Origin of the sequence: Undibacterium sp. TJN25 (genome assembly GCF_049339885.1) — a bacterium.
Lineage (GTDB): Bacteria > Pseudomonadota > Gammaproteobacteria > Burkholderiales > Burkholderiaceae_D > Undibacterium.
This window is the reverse complement of the sequence record NZ_JBMPPM010000004.1, coordinates 423,916-448,533: the sequence shown is the minus strand read 5'-3', so window position 1 is coordinate 448,533 and position 24,618 is coordinate 423,916. Positions and strand designations below refer to the sequence as shown.

Genomic DNA, 24,618 nt, shown 5'->3' with positions numbered 1-24,618 from the left:
AGTCATGATGGAGTTCGATATGGTCGATAACGCCACACAAGGTACGGTGATCAAGGTCGTCGGCGTCGGTGGCGCAGGTGGTAACGCGGTGCAGCACATGATCAACAAAGGCGTGTGCGGCGTGGAATTCATTGCCGCCAACACCGATGCGCAGGCGCTGACGCAGTCCAAGGCGCATAACGTGATCCAGATCGGCGAGACCGGCCTGGGCGCAGGCATGCAGCCGGAAGTGGGCCGCAAGCTGGCGGAAGAATCCCGCTCACGCATCGAAGATGCACTGCGCGGCGCGCACATGGTGTTTATCGCTGCAGGCATGGGCGGCGGCACCGGTACCGGCGCGGCGCCTGTCGTTGCGCAGATCGCCAAGGAACTCGGCGCGCTGACTGTCGCCGTCGTATCCAAGCCTTTCTCCTACGAGGGCAAGAAGTGCATGGACATCGCTGACGAAGGCCTGGATGCCTTGTCCCAGCACGTCGACTCGCTGATCATCATCCTCAATGAAAAACTGGAAGAGATCTACGAAGACGACAGCATGATCGAATGGCTGCAGCACGCCGATGACGTGCTGAACAATGCAGTGGCTGGTATCGCTGAAATCATCAACGTGCCGGGCCATATCAACGTCGACTTCAATGACGTGAAAACCATCATGGGCGAGCAGGGCAAGGCCATGATGGGTACGGCCACAGCTTCCGGCGTGGACCGTGCGCGTATTGCCGCAGAGCAGGCAGTTGCTTCGCCGCTGCTTGACGGCATCGACCTGTCCGGTGCGCGCGGCGTGCTGGTCAATGTCACTGCGAGCCGCAGCCTCAAAGGTAAGGAAATCAAGGAAGTGATGGCGGCAGTGCGCGCCTTCGCCGCACCGGATGCTTCCATTGCGCAAGGTATCGCCTACGACGACACGATGGGCGACGATATCCGCGTGACCGTGGTTGCCACCGGCCTGGGCCGCGGCAAGAAAAACATCCAGCTGGTGCAAACCCCTGTGCTGCGTACCGGTACCCATAATGAACCTATCATGGGCACGCCGATGATGGCATCGGGCACGATGACTTCAGGTTCTGCCACCACCGGGCTCGAAGGTTTGAGCAAGCCGGCGGTATGGCGCCGCGAATCGGCGTCGGATACGGTGCGGGCGCTGGAGAAGAACGGTATGGAGACTTACGACATACCCGCCTTCCTCCGCAAACAAGCTGACTAAGCTACTGCGTGACTACATCTTGAGTTTGCGATGCTCGCTGTGCTATAGCACAGCTGCGCTTCTCAACTCAACCTGTAGCCGCTCGCTACACTTAGTCATCCGGGATTCATAAAAAATCGTGGATCAAGCATAAACGCCGGCTCTCATTGCCGGCGTTTTGCTTTCTGCACAAAATTCCAGACTAGGGCATACTTGCGTCCAGCACTTAGCCCGCGCATTTTTTTCGGGGTTTGCCGTTTGGCTTTTCCGGATTGCCAGTGCTTTTTCCAACTAAAAAGGAGTCAAACATGACTATTCAAATCGGTGATAAATTGCCTGAGGGCACGCTGGCGGAGTTTATTGAAGTAGAGACTGAAGGCTGTTCCCTGGGACCGAATACTTTCAAGGTATCGGATCTGGTCAAGGGTAAGACGATTGCGATTTTCGGTTTGCCCGGCGCATTTACACCGACTTGCTCCGCCAAGCACGTGCCTGGCTACGTACAGCATGCCGAGCAGCTGAAAGCCAAGGGCGTGGATGAGATCTGGTGCATCTCGGTCAATGACGCGTTCGTCATGGGCGCCTGGGGCCGTGAACAGAAATCCATTGGCATCGTGCGCATGATGGCCGACGGCAATGCCGATTTCAGCAAGGCGCTGGGCCTGGATGCCGACTTCAGCAAATTCAACATGGGTACGCGTTCGCAGCGTTATTCTATGCTGGTCGTCGATGGCGCGGTCAAGCAACTGAACATTGAAGCAGCGGGCAAGTTTGAAGTGTCCAATGCAGAAACCCTGCTGGCCCAACTGGCCTGAGTATTGTAAGCAGCGTTGCTTTTGTCGGAACGGCGCCTCGGGCGCCGTTTTCCGTTAGGTAGGGCGTTGTGAATTGGCTACGCAGCGGATGGCGCTGCGTCTGGAACCGGGCAAGTCTATATAATAGTCGGATGCTAAAACAGAGAACAATCAAAAAACTTGTCAAAACCATAGGCGTCGGCGTGCATTCCGGCACCAAGGTCGATCTGATCCTGCGTCCTGCCGCGCCCGATACCGGCATTGTCTTTAGTCGCATCGACCTTGATCCTCCCGTGGTTTTTCCAGCGTTTGCGACCAATGTCGGCGACACGCGCATGGCGTCCACACTGGTCAATGAAGGCGCCAAGGTCTCTACCGTGGAGCATCTGTTGTCTGCGTGCGCGGGTCTTGGCATCGACAATCTGTACGTGGATGTCAGTGCAGAAGAGATTCCCATCATGGATGGCTCCGCCTCTTCATTTGTCTATCTGCTACAGCAGGCCGGCATGCAGGAGCAGGACGTTGCCAAGAAATTCATTCGCGTGCTGAAGCCTGTGGAAATCCGCGAAGGCTCGGGAAAATCGGAAAAATGGGCCCGTCTGGAACCCTTCGACGGCTTCAAGCTGCATTTCTTCATTGAGTTCAACCACCCGGCTGTTGATGGTACTACGCAGACCGCGGAAGTCGATTTTGCCAAGGTGTCCTACGTCAAGGACGTTGCCAGGGCGCGTACTTTCGGCTTCATGCAGGATGTGGAAATGTTGCGCGGCATAGGCCTGGCGCGTGGCGGTTCAATGGAAAACGCGATCGTCATGGATGAATACCGCATCCTGAATGCGGACGGACTGCGCTTTGATGACGAGTTCGTACGCCATAAAATACTGGATGCCATCGGCGACCTGTACCTGATCGGCCACCCCTTGCTGGCAAGTTATACCGCGCATAAATCGGGGCATGGCCTCAATAATCAGCTATTACGGGCCTTGCTGGCGCAGCCGGATGCGTATGAGGTTGTCAGTTTCGACAAACTGGCCGATGCGCCCGAATCCTATGCACAGCAGGAGCACCGTGAATGGGCGCTGACCTGAAATCTGCGGTAATCGGCAGCGCTTATTTCTGACGGTGACGTTGCACCAGATTTTGCAGCGCCGAGCGCAGCGCCGCATTTTGCGGGGTGTCTTCCAACGTTGTTCCCAGAGTGTCAAAGGCCTTCAGCGCCTGATTCGATAACAGCGCCTGCTTGGCGGGCGTTGCCCTCTCCACCATTCTTCTGACTTGTACTTTAATTCGGATTGCGTTAATCTGCCATCCCCGCTGCTGCAAAGCATCTTGTAATTTCGGTAATTGCTGTTTCAGCTTGCTGGCAAGTGCGGCATTGGGTGTGGATAACGTGAGTTGTCCTTCTGCTAATTGCAAAACATCGCAAGCATCAAACATCGCGGGCAGTATCGCCCCGCAATCTTTTTGTAGAGAAGCGTTGCGCCGGATAGTGGGCAACAGGGGCGCGATTTTGTCATTGGCACGCAAAAAATCGGCGGCGCCGCTGGTGGTCGCGAGTTTTCGCGTGCGCTTGATGTTGATTCGATATGGAGGAGGTGACGATGGCTGCATGGATGGAACCTTACCACAAGTGTCCGGGCTTGATTGCGCCAGGTGCTGATGCCGGAGTGAACAGATGCAAATAATTTTGATGCATTCGCGGTTTACCCAGGCCAAATCGGTCACGCTGACCACCAAGCACGTTCTGTTTTCCGTATTCGCCTTCTTTTTCCTGATCATGCTGTGCTCGGCCATGATGGCCGCGCTGACCTTGCGTCTCGCCAGCGGCGATGTGCCGCTGCTACGCGAATTCGTGCCTGTAGCTACCGTCAGCGACCCTAGCGTCAAGGATAAATACCTGAAAGAGAACCTGGCAGCGCTCGCCATCAAGGTCGGCGAAATGCAGGCGCAGTTGATGCGCCTTGACGCGCTCGGAGAACGGGTGCAGGGACTGGCCGGCGTCAAGCCCGAGGAATTCAACTTCAAGGAAGCACCTGCCAGGGGCGGTATGGAAATGTCCAGCCGCGGCCCGGCCAAGGAATTGAATATGTCGGAATTCCAGCAGCTGCTGGACGGCATGGAAAAGGACGTGGAACACCGCTCCGACTTCATGAACGTGGTGGAAACCAAGCTGATGGGCCTCAAGGTGCAGGCCAAGATGCTGCCGACGATACAGCCTGTCAATGTGACATACAGTGCCTCCAGCTTCGGCTGGCGGCTGGATCCGTTCACAGGGCGCAGCGCCTTTCATGAGGGTATAGACTTTCCGGCGCCGACCGGCACCCCCATCGTTGCAGCAGCCGGCGGCGTGGTGATTGCGGCGGAATTCCACCCGCAGTTCGGCAATATGCTGGAAATCGACCATGGTGGCGACATCATGACCCGCTACGCGCATACCTCGCGTATCTATGTGAAGGTGGGCGACATCGTCAAGCGCGGCCAGCATGTGGCCGACATCGGTTCCACCGGGCGCTCCACCGGCTCGCACTTGCACTTTGAAGTGCACCTGAAGGGGGTGCCGCAAAACCCGAATAAATTCCTGCAGGCAGGCGCCAGCCAGGCCACGCTGGCCGAGTTGAGCAAAAAATAAGCTTGATTTTGCCGCCTTCAGCACCAATTGCCTCTGGTATCGACGTGCCTGAGGTTGCATGCAGCACGTCGTGATAGTGAAATTGTAGCGAAAACCGTGTATCTGCTGATGTTTCCGGCACTGCATGGTAAAATCGCCAGTTAGCCCGCATTCGCTTTTTGTTGCTGCCTGAGAAAGTCCATCCCACTCGATTGAACTGATTCTTGCAGCGTTTTCAAGTACTTACTTAATCCACAGTTCATTCATAGCATGTCATTTCTGACCAAGATATTCGGTAGCCGCAACCAGCGGCTCTTGAAGCAATACCAAAAAACAGTGCGTGAGATCAATGCGCTGGAACCGCAGCTTGAAGCTTTGTCGGATGAGCAATTGCAGGCGAAAACGCCCGAGTTCAAGGAACGCATCGCCAAAGGCGAGGAACTGGACAGCATCCTGCCGGAAGCCTTTGCCGTATGCCGCGAGGCCAGCAAACGCATACTGAAGATGCGCCATTTCGACGTGCAGATGATAGGCGGTATGGTGCTGCATTACGGCAAAATTGCCGAGATGGGCACTGGCGAGGGTAAAACCCTGATGGCGACGCTGCCTATCTACCTGAATGCATTGGCCGGCAAGGGCGTGCATGTGGTGACGGTCAATGATTACCTGGCACAGCGGGATGCCGAGTGGATGGGCATTCTGTATGGCTGGCTGGGCCTGAGCACCGGTATCAACCTGTCGCAGCTGGACCATGATGCCAAGCAGATCGCTTATGCATCCGACATTACCTACGGCACCAATAACGAATTCGGTTTCGACTACCTGCGCGACAACATGGTGTACGAAGCCAAGGACCGCGTGCAGCGCATATTGAATTTCGCGGTGGTCGATGAAGTCGATTCCATCCTGATCGATGAAGCGCGTACGCCGCTGATCATTTCCGGCCAGGCGGAGAACCATACCGACCTGTACTACAAGATCAATGAAGTGCCGAAGCTGCTGACCTTGCAGATCGGCGAAGAGACGCCGGACGGCAAAGGCAAGATCGAAGTGCCGGGTGACTATACCAAGGATGAAAAATCCCATCAGGTATTGCTGACCGAAGCAGGCCATGACAATGCCGAACGCATCCTGACCAAGATGGGCCTGCTGCCGGAAGGTGCGTCGCTGTACGATGCGGCCAATATCACGCTGATCCACCATCTATATGCCGCATTGCGCGCGCATGCGCTGTACTTCAAGGACCAGCATTACGTGGTGCAGAACAATGAAGTCATCATCGTCGATGAATTCACCGGCCGCCTGATGACAGGCCGCCGCTGGTCTGACGGCTTGCACCAGGCAGTGGAAGCGAAGGAAGGCGTCAAGATCCAGAACGAGAACCAGACGCTGGCATCGATTACGTTCCAGAACTACTTCCGCATGTACACCCGCCTGTCGGGCATGACAGGCACGGCCGATACCGAAGCCTACGAATTCCAGGAAATCTACGGACTCGAAACCGTGGTCATTCCGCCGAACCGTCCGTCGCAGCGCAAGGACCGCCAGGATCAGGTCTACAAATCCGCCGAGGAAAAATACGGTGCGATGCTGAAAGACATCCAGGATTGCTATGAGCGCGGCCAGCCGGTACTGGTGGGTACGACATCGATTGAAAACTCGGAACTGCTGTCCGGCATCCTGGCGAAGGCCAATTTGCCGCACAACGTGCTGAATGCGAAGCAGCATGCGCGCGAAGCGGAAATCATTGCGCAGGCAGGACGACCTAAAGGCATCACGATCGCCACCAACATGGCGGGCCGGGGTACCGATATCGTACTGGGCGGTAATGTCGCCAAGCAGGTGCAGCTGATCGAAGCCGACGACAGCCTGTCGGATGCAGACAAGCAGCAAAGGGCAAAAATCTTGAGCGATGAATGGCAATCGCTGCATGAGCATGTAGTCAATGTCGGCGGCCTGCACATCATCGGCACCGAGCGTCATGAATCCCGCCGTGTGGATAACCAGTTGCGTGGCCGTTCCGGCCGCCAGGGCGATCCCGGTTCCTCGCGCTTCTACCTGTCGCTGGACGATACCTTGCTGCGCATCTTTGCCGGCGATCGTGTGCGCGCAATCATGGATAGGCTGAAAATGCCTGAGGGCGAACCTATTGAAGCGGGCATCGTATCGCGCTCCATCGAATCTGCGCAACGCAAGGTCGAGGCGCGCAACTTCGATATCCGCAAGCAATTGCTGGAATACGACGACGTTGCCAACGATCAGCGTAAAGTCATTTACCAGCAGCGTAATGAATTGCTGGAGGCGCAGGACATCTCCGAGTTGATGTCGTCTTTGCGCAGCGGCATGTTCCAGGATATCGTCCGCACTTACGTGCCGGAAGAATCGGTGGAAGAACAGTGGGATATCCCGGCGCTGGAAGCGACGCTGGCCAATGAATGGGCACTGGCCGTGCCGCTGCAGGCAATGCTGAAAGACGAGCAGAACCTGAACGATGACGACATTCTGGAACGCGTGCAAAAGGCCGCCGACGAAGCCTACGAGGCGAAAATTGCGCTGGTAGGCAAGGATGCTTTCGGCGGCTTCGAGCGTAGTGTAATGCTGCAGAATATCGATAACCACTGGCGCGAACATCTGGCGGCGCTGGATCATCTGCGCCAGGGTATCCACCTGCGCGGCTATGCGCAGAAGAATCCCAAGCAGGAATACAAGCGCGAGGCATTTGAACTGTTCGGCCAGATGCTGGACCTGATCAAGAGCGAGGTAGTACGCACCGTTGTCACGGTACGCATACAGTCGCGGGAAGAAATCGAAGCGGTGGAAGAGCAGTTTGCCCAGCCAGCGCTGGAAAACGTGCATTACCAGCACGCCGATTTCGATGCAGATGCAACGCCGGAAGAAATGCTGGCGCCGACTGCCGTGGCGGAAAATCCTTCTTTCGAACCGGTGTTGAACCAGGGCTTGAAAATAGGCCGCAACGATCCTTGCCCTTGCGGCAGCGGCAAGAAATACAAGCAATGCCATGGCAAGCTGGCCTGATAAGCGAATGCTTTGCTGATATGAGGGGCAGCCTGGCTGCCCCTTTTCCATTTCGGTCGCGCCGTTGCCAAACCGGAAGTCCGCTTCGGGCTTGCTTTATAATGCAACGCAGGTGAGTGCGCGGCGTAGCTGCAGAAGCGTCTTCCGGCATGTCGCCGGCCGTGCCGACCCCATCTCTCTTCGTTGTTTTCGTTGCCGTGTTTCGATGCCCGGTTTCATCGTCTTGTTCAGGCTAATGTCTTTGGCAAGACGCTCATCCCACCCGTGCAGCCTTGCAGGCTGCACGCCATCACGGAAGGAGTTGCGATACGCCTATGCATCATAATATCTCGCTGATCACCACCATTGCCGCCGCATTCGGTTTCGCCCTGATACTGGGCTTTATTGCTGTAAGGATGAAGTTGCCTGCGCTGGTGGGCTATCTGGTCGCCGGCATCCTGATAGGGCCGGCCACACCGGGTTATGTCGCCGATGTGGCGCTAGCCGGGCAACTTGCCGAAATCGGCGTGATGCTGCTGATGTTTGGCGTCGGCCTGCATTTTTCCCTGGAAGATTTGCTGTCGGTGAAGCGGATTGCGCTGCCCGGCGCGATTGTGCAGATCGTGGTGGCAACCGCGATGGGGGCGGGCGTTGCCAGCCTGTGGGGCTGGAACCTGGGCGCCGGCATCGTGTTCGGGCTGGCCCTGTCTGTTGCCAGTACGGTGGTGTTGCTGAAGGCGCTGGAGAGCCAGGGCGTGCTCGATTCGGTCAATGGCCGCATCGCCGTCGGGTGGCTGGTGGTGGAAGACCTGGTCATGGTGCTGGTGCTGGTCTTGCTGCCGCCGCTGGCTGCCATGAGTAGCGGTGCGCCTGCCGGCGCCGAGGGGCCGGGCATCTGGATGACGCTCGCCAAAACTCTGGGACAGGTCGCACTGTTTATCGGTTTCATGCTGGTGGTGGGCCGCAAGCTGTTTCCGTGGATACTGTGGCATGTGGCGCGCACCGGCTCGCGTGAATTGTTCACTTTGTGCGTGATCGCGGCAGCGGTTGGCATTGCCAGCGCATCGGCATCACTGTTCGGCGTATCTTTCGCGCTCGGTGCTTTTTTTGCCGGCATGGTGCTGCGTGAATCCGAGTTGAGCCTGCGGGCGGCAGAGGATTCGCTGCCCTTGCAGGATGCGTTCTCAGTGCTGTTTTTTGTGTCGGTTGGCATGCTGTTCGATCCGATGGTGCTGATACAGCAGCCTTTGCAGGTATTGGCGGTCGTGGCGATCATCGTTTTCGGCAAATCGCTGGCCGCTTTTATTCTCGTCATGCTGTTCCGGTATCCGTTGAATACGGCATTGACGGTATCCGCGAGCCTGGCCCAGATAGGCGAATTTTCATTCATCCTGGCCGGCCTCGGCGTTTCGCTGGGTGTGCTACCGGTGCAGGGGCAAAACCTGATACTGGCCGGCGCCATTATTTCCATTGCGCTCAACTCCATGGTGTTCAAACTGATACAACCGCTGCAGATCTGGCTGCGGTCGCGCTCCCAGTTCGCGCGGGAGCTGGAGCATAGGGATGATCCGCTTGCCGAGCTGCCGGCGACAGTCGCTTCCGAACATCTGGCAGGCCATGTGATTGTGGTCGGTTATGGCCGGGTAGGCCGGCATATCGTCGAGGCCTTGCGCGCGGACGGACAGACGGTCGTCGTTGCCGAGCAAAACCGGGAACTGGTGGAGCAGTTGCGCAAACAGGGACTGCACGCCGTTGCCGGCGATGCGTCGGAACCCGCAGTGCTGATCCAGGCCCATGTGGCAAGGGCAGGCATGCTGGTGATCAGCCTGCCTGACAGTTTTCATGCACGCCAGATGATAGAGACTGCGCTGACGCTGAACCCGGCGATTGAAACCGTGGTCAGGACGGCCAGCGAAGAAGAAGCCGCCCTGCTTCAAAAAGAGCGGGCGGGCAAGGTATTTGTCGGAAAAACGGAACTGGCGCTGAATATGACGAGCTATATCTTGTCAAGAAAATCAGCAAAAACCGTCACGAAGCAGGCCACTCACTAGAGCACCGGCAGGAAGCGGTGAAGGGCAGCCAGGTGCATCGCCAGGGAAACTGCGGGTGAGAAATTTCCTGTTTTTTTTTCGTATCGACGTAGTAAATATGTCCGTGTCCTGCCGTGCGGCTGTGGCAGAATGTAGGACTAAGACTTACCCGATTCTCTTTGTTTTATTGTACTGTACCGACTGATTTCAAGAAGCATGCTTAAGCCGATCCGCCTCTTCGCCATCCTCATGGTTTCACTGTCGATGGCTGGCCAGCTTGCCGGGGCGCAGGCTGCAACGGCAGCGGCAATCCCGGCAGCGAAGGCCGGCGGCCCGGACTGCTCGCGCACGCTGACGCTGGGTTTGCACGACCACGGCTTGCTGTATTCGGCAGCAACCGGCGCCGGCATAGACAAGGATTTTGCGGATGAGCTGGCCCGCCGCAGCGGATGCCGTATCAATACCAGCTTGCTGCCGCGCGCGCGAATCTGGCAGCTGATAGAATCCGGCGCGCTGGACTTCAGCCTGTCAGGCATCACCAACGAAGAGCGTGACAAATTTGCCAGCTTTGCGTGGTACTTTTCCAATAAATATTATCTGCTGGTGCGCAAGGATGCCGGGATCCTGCAATTGCCGGATTTCGAATCCGACGGCACGCTGCGGCTGGGCGTGATCCGTGCTTTTCGCTATAGTAAAAATGCTAACCGCCTGGTGGATGCACTGAACAGGCAGCAGCGTGTCACGTATGCGGCGAGCCTGGATCCGCTGTATAAAATCTTGGCTGCAAACCGCATCCAGGGCATGATCATCGAGCCGTTCGACTATTCGCAGGTGTCGAATAAATCGATTCGCGATGTCACTGCCATTATCGAGACCCGGGATCCGGCGATACCGCATGGGCTGATCATGTCCAACAAATCGCTGCCGCCGCAAGAGCGCAAAAAATGGAAGGCGCTGGTGCGGCAGATGCAGGCAGACGGCACGGTATTGCGGATTTTTGAAAAATACTTCGATCCCGCACTGGCCCGTTCCATGGTAAATTTCCAGGCATGATGTTTACTCGTTTACGCAGGCACCGGTTGGTGCTGCTGGTCCTGTGCATATCGCTGGGCGTCAGCTTCCTGGCGTGGCGGCATGAAAAAAATAATGCCGCGCTAGACCTGCATGTGTCGCTCGACTTCAATATCCGCGACGTCAGCAGCCGCATTGAGCAAAGGATGGCCGCCTATGAGCAGGTATTGCACGGCGCGCAAGGGCTGTATTCGGTGTCCGGCGAAGTAAGGCGCGAAAGCTTTGCCGCTTATGTGAGCGCGCTGCAATTGGGCGCCGACTATGCCGGCATGGAAGGTATCGGCATGGCGGCGACCGTGCCGGCATCGCAAAGAGAAGACCATGTGCTGAAGATGCGGGAGGCCGGGTTTGCCGGTTATGACATCCGCGCGCAAGGCCTGCATGCGATGTACGTGCCGGTCTTGCAGCTGGAGCCTTTTACTGGACGGAACCTGGCAGCGCTCGGGCTGGACCTGTACTCGGACCCCAGCCAGCGCGTGGCAATGGATCGCGCGCGCGATTCGGGCAATGTCGCCGTTTCTTCGAAGCTGATGCTGGCGCCGGTCGCAGGCGGCACCGGCAGCGCCGGCGAGGCGGAATTCCTGATGTATCTCCCCATCTACAAAAGCGGCGCGGTCAACGACACGCCCGTGGCCAGGCTGACCAACATCCGCGGCTGGATATTTGCGCCTTTCCGCATGGGCGACCTGATGGCCGGCCTGTATGGCGAGAACCAGCCCGCAACCGATATCCGGATTTACGACGGCGTGGAAACGACGGCAGATACGCTGATGTACGATTCTGTCGCACGCACACGCACACAGCCGGGGCAAAGCAAGGATGCCGAAAAGATCACGGCGACTGAATACGTTTCCAACGGCGGCCATACGTGGACTATCATCATCAGTACATTACCGGGCTACGAAGAGCATGTCGGCAAAGACAAATCGGGACTGATCGCGGTGACCGGGCTCGTATTGAGCCTGTTGCTGGGGCTGCTGACATGGCAATTGGCGACCGGTCGTGAGCGTGCACTGGCGCTGGCGCGCGACATGACGAAGGAGCTGCGCGCCAGTGAAGCGCGTTTTCGCTACCTGGCGCAATACGATGACCTGACTGGCCTGCCCAACCGCGCGATGTTCAAGGACCGCCTGCATCATGCGATATTGCAGGCCCGTCGCGACAAGGGCCGGCTGGCATTGATGTATCTGGACCTGGATAATTTCAAACCGGTCAATGACAGCCTTGGGCATCATGTCGGCGATATGCTGCTGCGTGCTGTGGCCGGCAGGATGCAGGATTGCGTGCGCGAGTCAGACACCGTTGCCCGCATAGGCGGCGATGAATTCGTTGTCTTGCTGCCTGTGATTGAACATGAAGAGGATGCTTTGCGAGTGGCGGAAAAAATCCGTCACTCGCTGAACCAGCCGTTCGAGATTGCCGGTGGACATGTGCTGGAAGTGTCGTCCAGCACCGGTGTGGTGCTGTATCCCGAACATGGCGCCGATGAGGTGGAGCTGTCCAGGAACGCCGATAACGCGATGTACCGCGCCAAGGAGTTGGGTCGTAATATGGTCCAGCTATATCGCCATCCTTGACGGCGCTCGCTGTGATCTATAGCGCCTTCAGCTGTGCGTGCCCAGAGAATGCCGCATCCTTTGCACCAGTTCCAGCAGGCGCGGCCTGACTTCATTGAGTAGGAATTCCGGCGCCAGCTTGAAGGCGGGGCCGCCGCAGTTGATGGACACCGGCGCCATGCCCTTGCCCGGTTTGAAGGCGACGGCGATGGCGTTGACGTCTTTCTGCCAGCTGCCGAATGAAGTGCAGCATGCCAGATCCTGGTATTCCTGCAGCGACTGCTGGATTCCCTGCTGCGCCTGCTCCCATGCTGCCTCATCGGCCAGCCGTATCTTGTCCAGCAATTGCTCGCGTTCCGGCGCGTCCAGCTCCGCCAGGTAGGCGCGCCCCATCGCCGTAGTGGCGACCGGAATACGCGAGCCTACGTCCAGGCTCAGCGTCAGCGCCGTCTGGCTGCGACAGTTTTCCACATAGATCATGCTCAGCCTGTCATGCATGCCCAGCGATACCATGCCCTGCGAAAAATCGGCCAGCTCCTGCATCAGCGGGCGCGCGAGCTGGCGTACGTCCATCCGCGCCAGCATCGCACTGCCGAGCGCGAGCGACGCCGATCCCAGCCGGTACTTGGCACGGTGGTCTACATAGTCCAGATAGCCCAGCTTGGTCAACGTATACGTCAGCCTTGATACTGTGGATTTAGGGAGTTTGCTGCGTTCAGCCAGTTCCTGATTGCCCAGCAGCCGGTCGCCGGAGCGGAAACAGGCCAGGATATCCAGGCCGCGCGCCAGCGCGGTGACGAAATGCCGGTCTTCCTTGGCATTGGGGTTGCGCGGCGCAGGGAGAGCTTGTGTGTTGTCGTCCATAATGTCTGTTTGGTTGATGGTGGATCAGGGGTGGAGGCTTTCAGCAATGAATGAAAGGCTGCTCTCCCAAGCTTGACATAGCTTAGCAGAGCACATAAAGTTTATCTATATTTTTGGAATCAAATTCTGCATTGCAGAATTTTCAAAAATTCGAAGAAAAACAAGACGGTTGTGCATTCGGGAGCGGATGTGCGGCGCCAGAGACGAGGGTGTATGAATCTTAATTTCACAGCAGAAGACAATGCGTTCCGGCAGCAGGTGCGGGACTTCGTGGCGCGCGCATTGCCCGCCGATATTCAGTACAAGGTCGTCAACGGCCTGATCCTGGAGCGCGATGATTATGTGCGCTGGCAGGCGGCCTTGCATGCGCAAGGCTGGGGCGGATCTTCGTGGGCGGCGGAATTCGGCGGTACCGGCTGGTCGGCGGTGAAAAAATATATATTCGAAGAAGAATGTGCTGCAGCCGGTGCGCCGCGCATCATCCCGTTCGGCGTGAAGATGGTCGCCCCGGTGATCATGGCGTTCGGCTCTCCGGCGCAGCAGCAGCGCTTCTTGCCGAACATCCTGTCCGGCCAGGAATGGTGGTGCCAGGGTTATTCCGAGCCGGGCTCCGGCTCGGATCTGGCATCGGTGAAAACCAGTGCGGTCCGCGATGGAGGCAGTTATGTCGTCAACGGGCAGAAAACCTGGACGACGCAAGCGCAGTATGCCGACTGGATTTTTTGCCTGGTGCGCACCGACACCGAGGTGAAGCCGCAGCGCGGCATTTCCTTTTTGCTCATCGACATGAAATCGCCGGGAGTCACGGTACGGCCCATCATCACGATGGACGGCGCGCACGAAGTCAACGAGGTTTGGCTGGAGAATGTGCGCGTGCCCGCAGAAAACCTGGTGGGGCAGGAAAACCAGGGCTGGACCTACGCCAAATTTCTGCTGGGCCATGAGCGCACGAACATTGCCGGCATAGGCATCGCCAAGCGCGAACTGGCGCGTCTCAAGCGCATTGCGTCGCTGGAAATCAAGAACGGCAAACCGCTGATCAAGGACCCCTTGTTTTCTGCACGGATCGCGCAGGTGGAAATCGATCTCGTGGCGTTGGAAATCACCAATCTGCGCGTGCTGTCTGCGGAAGAGCAGCGCCGCACACCGGGGCCGGAAGCATCGATCCTGAAAATCAAGGGCACGGAAATACAGCAGGCAATCACCGAGCTGCTGACTCAGGCTGTTGGCAGCTATGCGCTGCCGCTGCGGCGCGATGCGATGGCTGCCGGCTATCAGGGCGATGCGGCGGGACCTTTCTATGCGACGCCGCTGGCGGCGAATTATCTGAACATGCGCAAATTGTCGATTTACGGCGGTTCCAACGAAATACAAAAGAACATCATCGCGCAGATGATACTTGGCCTTTAAGCTGAGCTTTAAGCGGTCAGCAGGCGAACCCAGGCGCGAAGCCGTTCAGGAGAAGATATGGATTTCAGTTTTAGTGAAGAGCAGCAGATGCTGCTGGATACAACGCAGCGGTTTATTGCGAAGGAATATGGTTTTGAGAAGCGCCAGGGTGTCCGGCGCCAGCCTGATGGTTTCAGCCGTGAAATCTGGCAAGGTTTCGCCGACCTCGGCCTTTTGGCGATCAATGTGCCCGAGGAGCATGGCGGCCTGGGCGGAGGCCCGCTGGAAACCATGCTCGTGATGTCCGCGCTGGGAGCCGGACTGGTGCTGGAGCCCTATCTGTCCAGCGCGGTGCTGGCTAGCCGCGCGGTGAGCGCGCTAGGCACTGCGCAGCAATGCGCCGCCTTGTTGCCTGCACTGGCCGCCGGCGAACAGATCGCGGTACTCGCACATGACGAGCCGGCGACCCGCTACGACTGGAGCGCGATCGAAACCCGGGCCTGGCCGTTGGGGGAAGGCTATGTGCTCACCGGCCATAAAAGCGTGCTGCCGCACGGCACCTCCGCTGACCTGCTGCTGGTGACGACAAGGCTGGCCGCTGCAGGACAGCAGGGGCCGCTGGCCGTATTTGCCGTGCCGCGCGATACACCTGGCCTGCGCCGGTTGCCTTACACAACGGTGGACGGCATCCCTGCCTGCGAGCTATGGCTGGACCAGGTGTTTGTTCCTGCGGCGGCAATGCTGGGCGAGCGCAGTGCAGTTGATGTAGCCGACGGTGCGGAAAAGGCGCTGGGCCTGGTGCTGGATGCCGGCCTGGCGGCAATCTGCGCCGAGGCCGTGGGTGCTTTGGATAAGCTGCTGGCGGCAACCATACAATATGCCAAGGACCGCAAACAGTTCGGTTCTCCTATTGCCAAGTTCCAGGCCTTGCAACACAGGATGGCGGACATGGTGCTGCATATCGAACAGGCCCGCTCCATGGCCTACCTGGCGGCGGTACGCTGCGAGGATGAAGATGCGGCATTGCGAAGCGCGGCGATGTCCGCCGCCAAAGTGGTGATAGGCCAGGCCTGCCGTTTTGTCGGCCAGCAGGCCGTGCAGCTGCATGGAGGCATGGGTGTGACCGATGAACTGGATGTCAGCCATTTCTTCAAGCGGCTGATGGCGATAGAGCTGCAGTTCGGTAGCGCCGACCATCATCTGGAGAAATACGCCGCCCAGCTTGCCTAGTCTTTCCGCCGGCAAAGCTGGATTTACGGCTTTACCGGCGGCGGATTCTTTTTGTGGGAGGGCTGCTTAGCACACCTCTCGAAAAGCAGCAAAATGCCCTACAATAACGGCTTGATTTCATTGCTAGGATTATCATGGCCGTCAATTCCCCACTTCCCGTCGCTTCCGATTTGAAACCTGTTGCCGGCATACAGCTCGGCTTTGCCGAGGCCGGCATCAAGAAGCCTAACCGCAAGGACGTGCTGGTCATGGCGCTGGCGCCCACCGCAACCGTGTCAGGCGTGTTTACGACTAACCGCTTTTGTGCTGCGCCGGTGCAGGTGTGCAAGGCTCATCTGGAAGCCCTGCGTATTTCCAGTTCGCCGATACGGGCGCTGGTAGTGAATACGGGGAATGCTAACGCCGGAACCGGCGATGCCGGACTGGTTGCCGCCAACGAAACCTGTGTCGCCCTGGCCGATCTGCTGGGTTGCGACGCGTCGCAGATATTGCCGTTTTCCACCGGTGTGATCCTGGAACCCTTGCCGGTCGACCGACTTGCCGCCGGTCTGCCCAAGGCGATTGCCAACCTCAAGGAAGATAACTGGTATCTGGCGGCAGAAACTATCATGACGACCGACACCCAGCCCAAGGCGGCTTCGGCTACGGTGGTCATCAACGGCGTCACAGTGACGATGACGGGCATCAGCAAGGGTGCCGGCATGATCAAGCCGAACATGGCAACCATGTTGGGCTATCTGGCCATGGATGCGAAGGTTGCTCAGCCGGTGCTGGATCACCTGGTCAAGCAGGCGGCCGATAAATCCTTCAATTGCATCACGATAGACGGCGATACGTCCACCAATGATTCGTTCATGCTGATCGCCACCGGCGCGTCCGGCCTGGAAGTCAATGAAGTGGACAGTCCGGAATACAGGGCATTGGCGGACGCCGTGATTGCACTGTCGCAAAAGCTGGCGCAAATGATCATTCGTGACGGCGAGGGTGCCACCAAATTCATGACCATTACGGTGGAAGAAGGGCTGGATGCGGAAGAGTGCCGTAAAATTGCTTACTCGATCGCGCATTCCCCACTGGTAAAAACTGCCTTCTTCGCCTCCGATCCCAATCTGGGCCGCATCCTGGCTGCAATAGGCTATGCCGGCGTGAACGACCTGGATGTCAGCCGGCTCAATCTGTATCTGGACGACGTGTGGGTGGCGAAAAACGGCGGCCGCAATCCCGACTACCGCGAGGAAGACGGCCAACGCGTGATGAAGCAGAGCGAGATCACGATACGCGTGAAACTGGCACGCGGCAACGCAGAAGCCACCGTCTGGACCTGCGATCTGTCGCATGAGTATGTATCCATCAACGCTGACTATCGTTCCTGATGGCGGCGACTTTGTTGTTCAAGCCGGTGTTGGCACTATGACGCAACTAGACCAGTTTTTATCCCGCGCGGAATCGCTGCTGACGCGCCTTGAAGCCATATTGCCTGCCGCGCACCGCACCCCTGATTGGCAGGCGGCCAGCGCCTTCCGCTGGCGCAAACGCGGTGGACAGGGTTATTTGCAGGCAGTCAGGCATGCGTCCGGCATTGCGCTGGACGACCTGCATAATATATCGACGCAAAAAAAGCAGATAGAACAGAACACCTTACAGTTTGTTCATGGCAAGCCGGCCAACAACGTCTTGCTGACCGGCGCGCGCGGCACGGGAAAATCGTCTCTGATCAAAGCCTGCCTGAATCGCTTTGCGGACCAGGGACTGAGGCTCATTGAAGTCGACAAGGGTGATCTGGCCGATTTGCCGGATATCGTCGATCTGGTCGCAGACCGGCCCGAACGTTTCATCATCTTTTGCGACGACCTGTCTTTTGAGGAAGGCGAGGCTGGCTACAAGGCGTTGAAAGTGGCGCTGGACGGCAGTGTCGCCGCGCAATCCGACAACGTGCTGATCTATGCGACGTCCAACAGGCGCCATCTGTTGCCGGAAAAAATGTCCGACAATGCCAGCTATAAGCACGGCGACGATGGTGACCTGCATCCGGGCGAGACGGTGGAAGAAAAAATTTCGTTGTCCGAACGCTTCGGCCTGTGGGTGTCGTTTTATCCGTTCAAGCAAGACGACTACCTCGATATCGTCGCGCACTGGCTGCAGACGATGGGGTGCGATGCTGCCCAGATCGAGGCTGCGCGCGGTGACGCGTTACGCTGGGCATTGCAGCGAGGTTCACGCTCAGGGCGGGTTGCCTGGCAATTTGCCAAGGATCACGCCGGCAAGCTGGCCGAAGCCTGAATGTATCCGCCGGCCGCACGCCTGCGGCTGGTATCACTCTCTTAATAGATTTCCATGTCCAAACCTGTTGATGTTGCGGTAGGCATCTTGCTGAAGCCGGATGGCGACGTATTGTTAGGCCAGCGCCCTGCCGGCAAACCGTATGAAGGCTATTGGGAATTTCCCGGTGGGAAAGTTGAGCTGAATGAAAGCGTCCTCGATGCGCTGAAGCGGGAATTCCTGGAGGAGCTTGGCATCACCGTATTGTCGGCGGAGCCCTGGTGCTGCATAGAACACGTTTATCCACACGCCCACGTCCACCTGCATTTTTATATCAGCCGCGAATGGCAGGGCGAACCTCAAAGCCTGGAAGGGCAGGCGTTTGCCTGGCAGGGTAATGTGGCTCTGACCCCATTATTGCCTGCCACTATTCCTTTGCTGGAATGGCTGGACGATTTCCGCGCTCAGAAGAATTTTTCTTCCTGAGTTTTATACATGCGCTAGCCCGCGGTGGTGCATATTCTTTTCAATTGGTATCCTCACTGCCGGGCTATTTTCGCTTGAGCAAGTGCAAGTGGTAAATCAATTTTTGGCAATGTATCGTTTTCATTACACTGTATTTAAATTGATACAGTGTTTGAATTTGACTACACCATAGAAGCTATACTGTCACTTTACTGCAAAGCAAAAAATCACTGTATTGAAATGTGTACAGTTAAATTTCCATTATTCCGATGAAAATTTCTTAAGCACTTGAATTTTATCAATAAAATTTTGTGGCACGGGCTTTGCTATAACAAAACCCATGTTGACGGGAATACGCGGCCAAAAAGATGCGTCGGCATAACTTATAAAAAGCTTAAAAGCAGCATGTTTCAAAACGGAGAGAGTTTGATGCAGCAAGCAGCAGGACGGGCGGGAGCCATACTGACGATAGATTTGGGTGCGGTGCGCAGTAACTATCGCTTGCTGCGCAGCCGGCTCGGTTCAGCGCAGTGCGGCGCGGCGGTCAAGGCAGACGCTTATGGGCTGGGCGCGATCCGCATCTCTGAAGCACTGTTCACCGAAGGCTGCCGCCATTTCTTCGTTGCCCATCTTGATGAGGCAATCACACTGCGCCCGTATCTGCCTGAGCAGGCCAGTATTTATGTCATGCATGGTTCGCCGGTCGGCTATGAAGCCGAATTTATCGAGCACCGCTGCATTCCCGTGTTGAACAGCTGCCAGCAGATAGCGGCCTGGCGCGAACTGGCCCAGCAAAGGCAAACCGCCTTGCCGGCGATTATTCAATTGGACACCGGCATGTCGCGTATGGGCATGTCGGCGCAGGAGGTGCAAGCCTGGCTGGCAGACCCTGAATTCATTGACGGCATCGACCTGCAATACCTGATGAGTCACCTGGCCTGTGCCGAAGATCAGCAAAGCCCGATGAACCGCCAGCAACTGCAGGCTTTCCAGGCACTCAGAGCGCAGTTGCCCAATTGCCGCGCGACGCTGGCAAATTCTTCCGGTATCTTCCTCGGCCCCGATTTCCATTTCGACCTGGCGCGGCCCGGTGCGGCGCTGTATGGGCTGACGCCGGTTGCCGGGCAGGCTAATCCCTTGCAGCCGGTAGTCCACCTGCAGGGAAAGATCATACAGACACGCGAAATTGCCTCCGGCACGGGAGTAGGCTATAGCCTTACCTATCGCAGCTCGCAGGTTCGCCGTATCGCGACTGTCGCAGTCGGCTATGCAGATGGCTGGCTGCGCAGCCTCAGCAACCGAGGCATCGTCTATATAGGAGACAAGCCTGCACCCATGGTGGGCAATGTCTCCATGGACACCATTACACTAGACGTAAGCGATGTTGCACTGGAACTCCTTTATCCGGGAGCACTGGTCGATCTGATTTCTACAAAAAATACAGCCGACCAGGTAGCGGAACGTGCAGGCACCATAGGCTACGAAATTTTAACCAGCCTGGGATTGCGTTATCAGCGCCATTACATGGATACATCCGCTGATCAACAACAGACCATCAGTCATACAAGTTAATTCAGCGAGACCAGGCTTTCGGGGGAGTACGAATGAAGGTATTGATTTTAGGAGCGGGCGTCATCGGTACCGCGTCGGCTTATTATCTGGCCAAGGCGGGACACGAGGTGACCGTGGTAGAGCGGCAGGCCGCAGCCGGTCTGGAAACCAGCTATGGCAATGCAGGCGAAGTATCGCCGGGATACTCGGCGCCTTGGGCCGGCCCCGGCGTGCCGCTGAAGGCCGTCAAGTGGCTGCTGATGAAGCACAGCCCTCTGGCGATACGCCCCAGCCTGGATCCGCATATGTGGCGCTGGGTCACGCAGATGCTGATGAACTGCACGACCGCGCGCTATGAAATCAACAAGGGCCGCATGCTGAGGCTGGCCGAATACAGCCGCGATTGCCTGCAGCAACTGCGCGCTGACACCGGCATCCATTACGACGAGCGTACGCAGGGCACCATGCAGCTGTTCCGCAACCAGCAGCAACTGGATGGTTCGGCAACTGATATTGACATCCTGAAGCGCTACGACGTGCCGTATGAAGTGCTGGACAAGGCAGGCTGCCTGGCGATAGAGCCTGCGCTGGCGAACGTGCAGCAGAAATTTGTAGGCGCGTTGCGCCTGCCCGGTGATGAGACGGGCGACTGCTTCAAGTTTACCCAAAACCTTTCCAGGCTGGCAGAAGAGCTGGGCGTTAAATTCCAGTACGGTGTCAGTATCAAGCGCATTTTGAAAGAAGGCGACCGTATTACCGGCGTGCAGACTTCCGCTGGCGACATGACGGCCGACCGTTATGTGCTGGCGCTGGGCAGTTACTCGCCTATTCTGCTGCGCGAACTGGGCATCAAAATCCCGGTCTATCCTATCAAGGGATACTCGATCACGGTGCCGATTACCGACGCGCAGCGTGCTCCCGAATCGACGGTGATGGACGAAACCTTCAAGGTCGCCATTACTCGCCTGGGCGACCGCATCCGCGTTGGTGGCACAGCGGAAATCGCCGGTTACAACCTGGAATTGCGCAAGGACAGACGCGATACGCTTGAGCATTCTGTAACCGACCTGTTCCCGGGCGGTGGCGACGTGGCAAAAGCGGAATTCTGGTGCGGCCTGCGGCCGATGACGCCGGACGGCACACCGGTAGTGGGCCCTACGCCTTACCGCAACCTGTTCCTGAATACCGGCCATGGCACCCTGGGCTGGACGATGGCTGCCGGCTCCGGCCGCATGATCGCCGACGTGGTTTCGGGTAAACGCCCGGAAATCGCGACGCAAGGTTTATTCATGGATCGTTATGGCAGCGCCAATCGTCCTATCATCGTGTCCGGGGAGCTGCAGTCATGAACCAGTTAGAACGCGAACAGCTGATTTCCTGTACCGAAATCTTTGCCGACCCCAGCTTGAACATGCGGTTTTATACGGCGATAGAATTGCTGGCGCAGATCGTCATGGTGATGCCGCGTACGGCAACTGCGGCGGCGCTGGCGCAGACCACCGGCCGCACGCCGCGCCTTGTGCGGTCCATCCTGTCCACGCTGAGCAAGGAAGGCCTGGTCTCGCGCGACGCCAAGGAAAAGGATGCCTGGCATTGCCGCGGCTGCAACGGCGTGATAACGCTGGCCGATGTCTATCGCTGTTTTTCTCTGGCAGAGGAAAAGGCCATTGCCAAGGCAGCGCAAAAAGCAGTTGAAAAAGCAGACGCCAAGGCGGAGGCTGAGGGAGACATTGATGATGCGGTCAAGCCCAAGTCGCGCAGCTCCAGCCAGCAAAGCGTGGATCTGCTGATGATGCAGGTCAAGATGACGGTGAACCGCGCGGTGCTGCAACAGCTGGAGCAATTCGACTTGGGGCGCTTGCGTGGCCTGGCGTCCACGACCAGCTTCCGTTCCTACAACGCACGTCCGCGCGGCTATATTCCCGAGCCATACTGATATGATGGAGGCTTGCCCACCCGCTTTTCCACGGCGGAGCCTCCATCCCACAGTGTAGAAATCCATGCGCATCAATATCCAGTTCAAAGACCGTGTCGGCATTGCCCATGAAATCCTGGCGGTACTGGCGCGCCGTGGGCTGAATGTCGTTGCCGTCGAGGTTGACCCACCGAATATTTATATCGATAGCCCTGAACTGCTGGAGTTCATGCTGCCTTCACTGCAGCAGGACTGCGCCAGCGTGCGCGGCATAGGCAATATTGAGGTGGTCGACATCCTGCCCGGCATACGCCGCCGCCTGAACCTGGATACGATGATGGCGGTGATGGAAGATCCCGTGCTCGCGATTGATGCAATCGGCAAGATCGTCATTGCCAATGCGGCTGCGGCAACTGCGACTGGCATGAGTGAAGCTGTGCTATGCCAGAAAAATCTAAGCGACCTCGTGGATGACTCTGCCGTGTTGGAAGAATTGATTTCCAGTGCATTCAAGGTGCCTTCGCGCGAAGTGCTGCTGAGCGGCGAGCCTTTCCTGATGGACGTTACCCCAGTGTCTGAACCTTTTAGTGCAGGTTTGCCCAAACCGGGGCAGGCCGTGGGTGCGGTGCTGACCCTGCACGCGCCGCGCCGCATAGGCGGGCGCCTGCATGCACTGCAGCATTCAGAAGGCAGCGGTTTTCATTTCATCATCGGCGAATCGGAACAGATACATTCGCTGAAAATCCGAGCGGCCCGCGTAGCGGCCGTGGATGCACCCCTGTTGATCACCGGCGAAACCGGCACCGGCAAGGAATTGCTGGCGCAGGCTTGCCATGGCGTCAGCACGCGCAGCAATGCGCCTTTCCTGGAACTGAACTGTGCAGCGTTGCCGGAGAGCCTGGCGGAGAGCGAATTGTTCGGCTATATGGCCGGCGCGTTTACCGGCGCCCAGCGCGGCGGCAAGCCCGGCCTGATAGAAATGGCCGATGGCGGCACGGTGTTTCTCGATGAAATAGGCGAGATGTCGCTGTATCTGCAGGCCAAGCTGCTGCGCTTCCTGAATGATGGAAAATTCCGCCGCATAGGGGGCGATAAGGAAGTTAAGGTCAATGTGCGCATCATCAGCGCTACCCATCGCAATCTGCGAAAAATGGTACAGGAAGGGCAGTTCCGCGAAGATCTGTTTTACCGGCTGAATGTGCTGCACCTGGAAATGCCGGCGCTCAGGGAGCGTCCCGACGATGTTCTGCTATTGGCACGGCATTTCATAGAGCGCGCCTGCACGCAGGCGCAGAAGCCTATCTGCAGGCTGAATTCGTCCGCATGCGCCGCGCTGGTGTCGAACCGTTGGCCGGGCAATGTGCGCCAGCTGCAGAACGTGGTGTTCCGCGCGATCACGATGTCGGATGAGAAGGTGCTGGATGCTGCAGACCTGGACTGGGCAGAAGACAGCATCAGTGCTGACGAAGTGAATATCCACGCGGCAGAAAGCTGGGAAATTTCGGTAGATGCGTTTGAGCGCTCATTGCTGGAGAAGCTGTATCCGCAATACCCCTCCAGCCGCAAGCTGGCGGCGAGGCTGGATACCTCACACTCGATGATCGCAGCCAAATTACGCAAGCACGGTATCCCGCAAACCAAGCGCTAGCAACAGGGATAGTTGAGCCGCTTGGCGTTTTTACCAGAGGCGCGACTTATTCCTTGAGATCTGGATCTTCGGGCAGGTTGACGGCAGGGATTGTGTATTTTTCTTCTGCCCATGCGCCAAGGTCGATTTGTTTGCAGCGCTCGGAACAGAAGGGACGGTATTTGCTCGTCTCGTTCCAGATCACTTTGCCGCCGCAAGTGGGGCAGTCAACTACAGTAGCCATTACAAATTCCTAAACAAGCTGATCTTTAAAAATTGCACAAGGTCAGGTCAAACGGTATATCGCTTTCAAATGCCTTGGGTTTCATGTCCCCATCTTGGGACATAAAACGTATCCACAACATATATTTGTTGGCGGAAATCTCAGGGATTGCGCCCATTTCCTGCACGACATTCACGCGCAGCAACTGATAAATCTTGCCTTGCAGCATTTGTTGATAGCTGCCGGCTTGCGCAATGACCTTGGTCGTCACGCCCGACTCCCGCAATAGCCGAAGCACGATATTGATTGCATCAAATAATGGTGCAATCGGCGCAAACCAGGCCGAGATATCGGCGAAACGTTTTTCGGGAGTATTTTTTTGCCACGCGTAGTAGCTGGGCAAGTCAAACTCGCAGGCGCCACCAGGGATAATGGTGCGGCCGCGTATGCTCATCAGCCACTCGTTGTCGCGTACGTTCTGGCCGGTTTTGCCTTGCGACGCCATCAATGCGCTGCTGGCCCTGTCTACATCTTCCAGGATGCGGTCCAGCATGTCTGCCTGCACATTGGGATTGGAGCGGAAGCTGATCAACGTATGTTTCTGGCGTTCAAGTTCTTGCAGCAAATCGGATTTCAGGTCGGCGCGTCCGGCGACTTCCAGCATTTCAAAGATGGTGGACAGTGCGACGTGATGTTGCAAAGGGTCGGGCTGGTGCAGAAAAAAACTGAATTTCTCGTACAGATCCTCTAGCCGCAGCAGGGTGCGTATGCGTTCATTGAACGGATATTCATAGACAATCGATGTAGGGTTTATATGCATATAATTGGGTGCGCAGTGGCT

At 57.3% G+C, this 24,618-nt stretch carries 21 protein-coding genes; 17 read left to right on the top strand and 4 right to left on the bottom strand.

Annotated elements, in window-relative coordinates:
- The first annotated feature begins 7 nt into the window (after positions 1 to 7).
- The 3 genes from ftsZ to lpxC all read left to right on the top strand — a co-directional run bounded on the left by ftsZ (position 8) and on the right by lpxC (position 3,062).
- Positions 8 to 1,201 carry a cell division protein FtsZ gene (gene ftsZ, locus ACO0LO_RS12185; RefSeq protein WP_422964706.1) on the top strand — a complete coding sequence of 398 codons (1,194 nt, stop codon included), beginning with the start codon at positions 8 to 10 and terminating at the stop codon, positions 1,199 to 1,201.
- A gap of 287 nt (positions 1,202 to 1,488) precedes the next feature.
- Positions 1,489 to 1,995: a peroxiredoxin gene (locus tag ACO0LO_RS12180; RefSeq protein WP_422964493.1), complete on the top strand. Its 507-nt coding sequence runs from the start codon at positions 1,489 to 1,491 to the stop codon at positions 1,993 to 1,995.
- A gap of 131 nt (positions 1,996 to 2,126) precedes the next feature.
- Positions 2,127 to 3,062, top strand: coding sequence for a UDP-3-O-acyl-N-acetylglucosamine deacetylase (gene lpxC / locus ACO0LO_RS12175; protein ID WP_422964492.1), 936 nt, complete (start codon positions 2,127 to 2,129; stop codon positions 3,060 to 3,062).
- Between the two features lie 22 nt (positions 3,063 to 3,084).
- Here the strand turns inward: lpxC and ACO0LO_RS12170 are convergent, their stop codons facing one another.
- The gene (locus ACO0LO_RS12170) at positions 3,085 to 3,585 is read right to left on the bottom strand and encodes a DciA family protein (RefSeq protein WP_422964491.1); all 501 of its coding nucleotides are present in this window, start codon (positions 3,583 to 3,585) and stop codon (positions 3,085 to 3,087) included.
- A gap of 64 nt (positions 3,586 to 3,649) precedes the next feature.
- Between ACO0LO_RS12170 and ACO0LO_RS12165 the strand changes: the two genes are divergently transcribed.
- From ACO0LO_RS12165 to ACO0LO_RS12145, 5 genes are all read left to right on the top strand, one after another.
- The gene (locus ACO0LO_RS12165) at positions 3,650 to 4,603 is read left to right on the top strand and encodes a M23 family metallopeptidase (RefSeq protein ID WP_422964490.1); all 954 of its coding nucleotides are present in this window, start codon (positions 3,650 to 3,652) and stop codon (positions 4,601 to 4,603) included.
- Positions 4,604 to 4,852: 249 nt separating this feature from the next.
- Positions 4,853 to 7,618: a preprotein translocase subunit SecA gene (secA, locus tag ACO0LO_RS12160; protein WP_422964489.1), complete on the top strand. Its 2,766-nt coding sequence runs from the start codon at positions 4,853 to 4,855 to the stop codon at positions 7,616 to 7,618.
- Between the two features lie 314 nt (positions 7,619 to 7,932).
- Positions 7,933 to 9,648 carry a YbaL family putative K(+) efflux transporter gene (gene ybaL / locus ACO0LO_RS12155; RefSeq protein ID WP_422964488.1) on the top strand — a complete coding sequence of 572 codons (1,716 nt, stop codon included), beginning with the start codon at positions 7,933 to 7,935 and terminating at the stop codon, positions 9,646 to 9,648.
- Between the two features lie 243 nt (positions 9,649 to 9,891).
- Positions 9,892 to 10,680 (top strand): substrate-binding periplasmic protein, encoded by a 789-nt coding sequence (locus ACO0LO_RS12150; RefSeq protein ID WP_422964705.1) that lies wholly within the window; start codon positions 9,892 to 9,894, stop codon positions 10,678 to 10,680.
- The gene (locus ACO0LO_RS12145) at positions 10,677 to 12,275 is read left to right on the top strand and encodes a CHASE domain-containing protein (protein ID WP_422964487.1); all 1,599 of its coding nucleotides are present in this window, start codon (positions 10,677 to 10,679) and stop codon (positions 12,273 to 12,275) included. The genes ACO0LO_RS12150 and ACO0LO_RS12145 overlap by 4 nt, the downstream gene beginning before the upstream one ends.
- A gap of 27 nt (positions 12,276 to 12,302) precedes the next feature.
- On the opposite strand, the gene ACO0LO_RS12140 is transcribed toward ACO0LO_RS12145, so the two are convergent.
- Entirely contained in the window at positions 12,303 to 13,118 is an 816-nt protein-coding gene (locus ACO0LO_RS12140) for an IclR family transcriptional regulator (RefSeq protein WP_422964486.1), read from the bottom strand.
- Positions 13,119 to 13,331: 213 nt separating this feature from the next.
- Here ACO0LO_RS12140 and ACO0LO_RS12135 point away from each other — a divergent pair, with 213 nt between their 5' ends.
- From ACO0LO_RS12135 to ACO0LO_RS12095, 9 genes are all read left to right on the top strand, one after another.
- Positions 13,332 to 14,528, top strand: a complete 1,197-nt coding sequence (locus ACO0LO_RS12135; protein ID WP_422964485.1) for an acyl-CoA dehydrogenase family protein — start codon at positions 13,332 to 13,334, stop codon at positions 14,526 to 14,528.
- Between the two features lie 57 nt (positions 14,529 to 14,585).
- Positions 14,586 to 15,737, top strand: coding sequence for an acyl-CoA dehydrogenase family protein (locus ACO0LO_RS12130; RefSeq protein WP_422964484.1), 1,152 nt, complete (start codon positions 14,586 to 14,588; stop codon positions 15,735 to 15,737).
- 134 nt (positions 15,738 to 15,871) lie between these two features.
- Positions 15,872 to 17,110: a bifunctional glutamate N-acetyltransferase/amino-acid acetyltransferase ArgJ gene (gene argJ / locus ACO0LO_RS12125; protein ID WP_422964483.1), complete on the top strand. Its 1,239-nt coding sequence runs from the start codon at positions 15,872 to 15,874 to the stop codon at positions 17,108 to 17,110.
- A gap of 37 nt (positions 17,111 to 17,147) precedes the next feature.
- Positions 17,148 to 18,017 carry an ATP-binding protein gene (locus tag ACO0LO_RS12120; RefSeq protein ID WP_422964482.1) on the top strand — a complete coding sequence of 290 codons (870 nt, stop codon included), beginning with the start codon at positions 17,148 to 17,150 and terminating at the stop codon, positions 18,015 to 18,017.
- A gap of 54 nt (positions 18,018 to 18,071) precedes the next feature.
- Positions 18,072 to 18,482 carry an NUDIX domain-containing protein gene (locus tag ACO0LO_RS12115; protein WP_422964481.1) on the top strand — a complete coding sequence of 137 codons (411 nt, stop codon included), beginning with the start codon at positions 18,072 to 18,074 and terminating at the stop codon, positions 18,480 to 18,482.
- A 408-nt stretch (positions 18,483 to 18,890) separates the two neighbouring features.
- On the top strand, positions 18,891 to 20,033 hold the full coding sequence (alr, locus tag ACO0LO_RS12110) for an alanine racemase (RefSeq protein ID WP_422964480.1): 1,143 nt from the start codon (positions 18,891 to 18,893) through the stop codon (positions 20,031 to 20,033).
- 32 nt (positions 20,034 to 20,065) lie between these two features.
- A complete protein-coding gene (locus ACO0LO_RS12105) occupies positions 20,066 to 21,361 on the top strand; it encodes a D-amino acid dehydrogenase (protein ID WP_422964479.1) in 1,296 nt (431 codons plus the stop codon).
- Entirely contained in the window at positions 21,358 to 21,948 is a 591-nt protein-coding gene (locus ACO0LO_RS12100) for a hypothetical protein (protein WP_422964478.1), read from the top strand. Before ACO0LO_RS12105 ends, ACO0LO_RS12100 begins: the two co-directional genes overlap by 4 nt.
- 64 nt (positions 21,949 to 22,012) lie before the next feature.
- Positions 22,013 to 23,575: a sigma 54-interacting transcriptional regulator gene (locus ACO0LO_RS12095; protein ID WP_422964477.1), complete on the top strand. Its 1,563-nt coding sequence runs from the start codon at positions 22,013 to 22,015 to the stop codon at positions 23,573 to 23,575.
- Positions 23,576 to 23,621: 46 nt separating this feature from the next.
- Here the strand turns inward: ACO0LO_RS12095 and yacG are convergent, their stop codons facing one another.
- Both yacG and zapD read right to left on the bottom strand, forming a co-directional pair.
- A complete protein-coding gene (gene yacG, locus ACO0LO_RS12090) occupies positions 23,622 to 23,798 on the bottom strand; it encodes a DNA gyrase inhibitor YacG (RefSeq protein WP_422964476.1) in 177 nt (58 codons plus the stop codon).
- Between the two features lie 25 nt (positions 23,799 to 23,823).
- Complete coding sequence (gene zapD, locus ACO0LO_RS12085) at positions 23,824 to 24,597, bottom strand: cell division protein ZapD (RefSeq protein WP_422964475.1); 774 nt, start codon at positions 24,595 to 24,597, stop codon at positions 23,824 to 23,826.
- Positions 24,598 to 24,618: the final 21 nt, after the last annotated feature.